Origin of the sequence: Streptomyces sp. ICN903 (assembly GCF_022015835.1) — a bacterium.
GTDB lineage: Bacteria > Actinomycetota > Actinomycetes > Streptomycetales > Streptomycetaceae > Streptomyces > Streptomyces fenghuangensis.
Map to the genome: position 1 here is coordinate 1 of NZ_JAKMAY010000375.1, position 4,835 is coordinate 4,835.

4 protein-coding genes are annotated in these 4,835 nt (G+C 74.3%); 3 read left to right on the forward strand and 1 reads right to left on the reverse strand.

Features of this window, described 5'->3' with window-relative positions; genetic code table 11:
* Together L7D48_RS25890 and L7D48_RS25895 are read left to right on the forward strand one after the other, a co-directional pair.
* The coding region (locus tag L7D48_RS25890) for a hypothetical protein (protein WP_237883061.1) at positions 1-1,106 on the forward strand (1,106 nt) is incomplete at its 5' end.
* Positions 1,107-1,447: 341 nt separating this feature from the next.
* Positions 1,448-1,600: an SCO1431 family membrane protein gene (locus L7D48_RS25895; RefSeq protein WP_237883063.1), complete on the forward strand. Its 153-nt coding sequence runs from the start codon at positions 1,448-1,450 to the stop codon at positions 1,598-1,600.
* 117 nt (positions 1,601-1,717) lie between these two features.
* Here the strand turns inward: L7D48_RS25895 and L7D48_RS25900 are convergent, their stop codons facing one another.
* Positions 1,718-3,328: a methylmalonyl-CoA mutase gene (locus L7D48_RS25900; RefSeq protein ID WP_237883065.1), complete on the reverse strand. Its 1,611-nt coding sequence runs from the start codon at positions 3,326-3,328 to the stop codon at positions 1,718-1,720.
* A 586-nt stretch (positions 3,329-3,914) separates the two neighbouring features.
* Here L7D48_RS25900 and L7D48_RS29615 point away from each other — a divergent pair.
* Positions 3,915-4,535, forward strand: a complete 621-nt coding sequence (locus L7D48_RS29615) for a peptidoglycan-binding protein (protein WP_374493788.1) — start codon at positions 3,915-3,917, stop codon at positions 4,533-4,535.
* The last annotated feature ends 300 nt before the right edge of the window (positions 4,536-4,835 follow it).

A 4,835-nucleotide genomic window follows, 5' to 3' on the forward strand; every position in this document is an offset into this window, starting at 1 on the left:
GGGCGCCGCGCCCCGACGACGCGCCCCTGTGGGAGAGGCAGTTGCGCTCCCTGTGGGGACTGGGCGACGCGGCGGTCGAGCTGGTGGTGGAGCGCGTCGAGGCGGGCCCCGGGCAGGCGCTGGCCCGGATCTTCCCCGACGCGCCCCTGACGGTGTACGCCACCGGGCTGTCGGCCTACGGGCCCACCCCCGGCAGGCTGGATCCGCTGGTGGGCGCGCGGGTGCGGCGGCTGCTCCACCCCGGCCTGGTGCCCGGTCTGCGGCCGTTGCTGCTGGCGGAGTTCGGCGTCGCGGCCGAGACGGTGCCCGGCGAGGCGCTGCGGGCCGTCGCCGCCCGGGCGGCGCGGGAGCTGCCGGACACGGGCGCGCCCGAGGGTGCGGTGGTGCTGCTCGGACAGGACCCGCACGCTCCCGGCGCGCTCCCCCCGGGTGAGGAGGAGCGGGCGTACGGGCGGCTGCTGCGCGGTCTGCGGGAGGCCGGCCACCGCGCGGTGGTCCTCGCGCCCCACCCCGCCGACCCCGCGCACCGGGTGCGGGGGATCGCGCGGCAGGCGGCGGAGCTGGGTGTGGAGCTGTACGAGCCGCAGGGCGCGCAGCCGGTGGAGGCGCTGTACGAGCGGCTGCGCCCGGCGCTGGTGACCGGCCGCTCGTTCGGGGCCCTGCTGGCCGCGAGCGCCGTCCACGGCCTGCCCGCCTCCCACGGCGGTACGGCCGTCCCCTCGGCCGGCGCGGGCGCGCACGAGGGGGGCGGGCCGGTCGCGGCGGTGATCGCGGACGCGCTGCTGCCGGGCGGGGCCGCTTCCGCCGGCCCGGCCGACACCACCGGCACCGCCGGTCCCGCCGAGCTCGCCGAACTGGCCCGGCTGGTGCGGGCGGTGGCGTTCTGCGCGCAGCCGCGGGTCAATCCGGGGTTGCGCGGCGAGGCCGAGCGCTTCCTGGCCGCCCACCCCGAGGAGCGCGTACGGCGCTGGTTCCCGCGCCGCCTGCTGGCCTCCCTCGCCCTGCCCGGTGGGCTCCCCGCCGGACTGGGGCCGGTCGTCCGCAGTCCGGCGGTGCGGCGCGCGGCGCGGCGGGCCCGCGCGCTGGGGCGGAGGGCGCGCCGGTGAACGGGCCGTGCGGAAGGCGCCCTTCCGGGAACCGGCGCGGGGACTCGCGCAGAGGCCCGCGCGGGGGCGCGTACGGTCCGCGCGGACCGTGTCGTTCGTCACAGCCGTACGGCCGCCCGGGCCCCGGCGGGCCCATCACCGCAGGGTGGACGGTGTGTTGGGGACGGCTTCGCCGCCGGTGTCCGGCCGCGGGGTGATCTGCGTCTCTGTTTAAACGGCATGAGTCCCCTCATGCTGGAGATCCGCGACGCCCATTCGCGGCGATCACGGACACAGGCACACCAAAGGCGCACCGGAGCCCCGCACACCGGCGCGCCACGAGGCGAGACGAGGGAACCACCATGGGCCACACGACGGCGGCGAGCATCCCGGCACTCCGGCTCCGTACCGGCGGGCCGTCCGAGGAGGACCGCGAGAAGCTGGTCGAGCAGGTGCTCGGCTGGACGCTCACCGTGCTGGTCTCCGTGATCGTCACCGGGCTCGGCCTGCTCTGAGACGCTTCCGGCACATGGAGAACGCCCCCGGTGGTCCTCCACCGGGGGGCGTTCTCCATGTGTGCGGTGGCCGGAACCCGGCCGTGCCGCGCCGTCCCTCGCCGTCTCCCGACGTGCTCAGAAGGCGTCGGTGGGGACGTAGGCGCCCCACACCTCCCGCAGGGTGTTGCAGACCTCGCCGACGGTGGCGCGGGCCCGCAGCGCCTCCTTCATCGGGTACAGCACGTTGTCGCTGCCCTCGGCCGCCTTGCGCAGCTCGGCCAGCGCCCCGTCCACGGCCGCCCGGTCGCGCTCGGCGCGCAGCCGCGCCAGCCGCTCGGCCTGCTGGGCCTCGATGGCCGGGTCCACCCTCAGCGGCTCGTACGGCTCCTCCTCCTCCAGCTGGAACCGGTTGACGCCGACGACGACGCGCTCACCGGAGTCGGTCTCCTGGGCGATGGCGTACGCGCTGCGCTCGATCTCGCCCTTCTGGTAGCCGTGTTCGATGGCGCTGACCGCGCCGCCCAGCTCCTCGACCTTGCCCATCAGCTCCAGCGCGGCGGCCTCGACCTCGTCGGTCATCGACTCCACCACGTACGACCCGGCGAAGGGGTCGACGGTGGCGGTCACGTCCGTCTCGTAGGCCAGCACCTGCTGGGTGCGCAGCGCCAGGCGGGCCGACTTGTCGGTGGGCAGTGCGATGGCCTCGTCGTAGGAGTTGGTGTGCAGCGACTGGGTGCCGCCCAGCACCGCGCCCAGGCCCTGGACGGCCACGCGCACCAGGTTCACCTCGGGCTGCTGCGCGGTGAGCTGCACGCCCGCGGTCTGGGTGTGGAAGCGCAGCATCATCGACTTGGGGTTCTTGGCCCCGAACTCCTCCTTCATCACCCGCGCCCAGATCCGGCGGGCGGCGCGGAACTTGGCCACCTCCTCCAGGATCGTGGTGCGCGCGACGAAGAAGAACGACAGCCTGGGGGCGAAGTCGTCCACGTCCATGCCGGCCGCCACCGCCGTGCGCACGTACTCGATGCCGTCGGCGAGGGTGAAGGCGATCTCCTGCGCGGGCGTCGCCCCGGCCTCGGCCATGTGGTAGCCGGAGATGGAGATGGTGTTCCAGCGCGGGATCTCGGCCCGGCAGTACTTGAAGATGTCCGCGATCAGCCGCAGCGAGGGCTTGGGCGGGAAGATGTAGGTGCCGCGGGCGATGTACTCCTTGAGCACGTCGTTCTGGATGGTGCCCGTCAGCTTCTGCGACGGCACGCCCTGCTCCTCGGCCACCAGCTGGTAGAGCAGCAGCAGAACGGCGGCGGGGGCGTTGATCGTCATCGAGGTGGAGACCTCGCCCAGCGGGATGCCGTCGAACAGCACCCGCATGTCGTCGATCGAGTCGATCGCCACGCCGACCTTGCCGACCTCGCCGTGCGCGATGGGGGCGTCGGAGTCGTGGCCCATCTGCGTCGGCAGGTCGAAGGCGACCGACAGGCCCATGGTGCCGTTGGCGATCAGCTGCTTGTAGCGGGCGTTGGACTCCACCGCCGTGCCGAAGCCGGCGTACTGGCGCATCGTCCACGGCCGCCCGGTGTACATCGTCGGGTAGACGCCCCGCGTGTACGGGTACGAACCGGGCTCGCCCAGCTTCGTCTCCGGGTCCCAGTCCCGGAGCGATTCGGGTCCGTAGACCGGCTCGATCGGCAGCCCGCTCTCGCTGAGCCGGTCCTTGCCGGTCCCGCGGCCAGTCTCGCGTGCCATGTTCGGTGCCTCCCGCTTCGTCGCCCTGTCCGATACGGACTGTAGCGATCGGCGGGAGAGCGACGGGAGAGCCACAGCCTGGGACCTTGCTCACAAACGAGCGGGGTGGTGCGCGGAAGGGTTCGCGCGGGTGACACGCGCGGAACCGCCGGGGGGTGGTCCGGCGTCCCCGGTTCGGGCAGTCTGGCTGCCGGGAACGTACACAGGTGGGGAAAACCGGTGAAGGTCCGGCGGATCCGAGGGGGTTTCGATGTCCTGGGGGGAGTCCACGCGGCGCGGGCCGGCGGGCCGTGCCGCGCTCGCCGCGGCGGCCGCGGTGCTGCTGGGGGCGGGGTGCACGGCGCAGCAGACGGACGCGGGGGCGCGATCGCCGGCGGCGGTCACGGCACCGCCGCCCGCGCCGTCCGCGACACGGAGCACACCCGCGCCCGATCCGACACCGACACCCACGCCCACGCCGTCCGCGAGCGAGGAGGGGGAGCGGCGCACCCCGACACCGCCCGTTGCTCCGCCGGTGTCCGCCTCGCGGCCTCCGGCGCCGCCCGGGACGCCGACGGCGTCCACCGCGCCGCCCGCGCCGGCGCCGATGCTGCGGGAGGGCGCGCAGGGCGAGAAGGTCCGTGAACTCCAGGCGCGGCTGCGCCAGGCCGGGCACTTCGACCTCAACCCGACCGGCTACTACGGCCCGGTCACCACCGCGTCCGTGTCCGCCTTCCAGAAGCGGCGGGGTCTGACGGCGGACGGGCAGGTCACCCGGGCCACCTGGAACGACCTGACGGCTCGGACGAGGACCCCCACCCGGGCGGAGCTGTACCCGCCCACCACCCGGCCGATAGCCGACCCCGACCCCAGGTGCCTGAAGGGCCGGGCGCTGTGCATCAGCAAGGAGAGCCGGACGCTGGCCTGGATGATCGACGGGAAGATCGTCTCCGCCATGGACGTGCGCTTCGGCTCGGAGCTCACCCCGACCCGCGAGGGCGAGTTCGGCGTCACCTTCAAGAGCCGGGACCACCACTCCACGCTCTACGACACCCCGATGCCGTACGCGATGTTCTTCAGCGGCGGCCAGGCGGTGCACTACTCCGCGGACTTCGCCGCCAACGGTTACAACGGGGCCTCGCACGGCTGCGTCAACGTACGGGACAGGGAGAAGATCGCCGCGCTCTTCGAGCAGGTGAGGGTGGGCGAGAAGGTGATCGTCTACTGACGTTTCCGGCGCCCTTCCCGAGCGGGGCGCGGGCCGGTGCGAACCGGGGTGAAGAGGCGCGGGCGGGGCCGGGGGAACGTGCCCCGCCCGCGCTACGCGCATCCCGCAGGTACGGGGGGAACCTTGGGTGGCGCGCTCGCCGATGACCAGTCGGCTTGTTCTGTACTGCGTCCGTGGCCCGAAAAGTGTCACACCCGCCGGGCGGCGGCCCCGGTGAGGCCGGTCACACGGCCGTCGGCGCGTCTTCCGGGGGGTGTTCCGGGGCGTGTTCCGGGGGCCGGTCCGGTCAGGGTCGGGAGG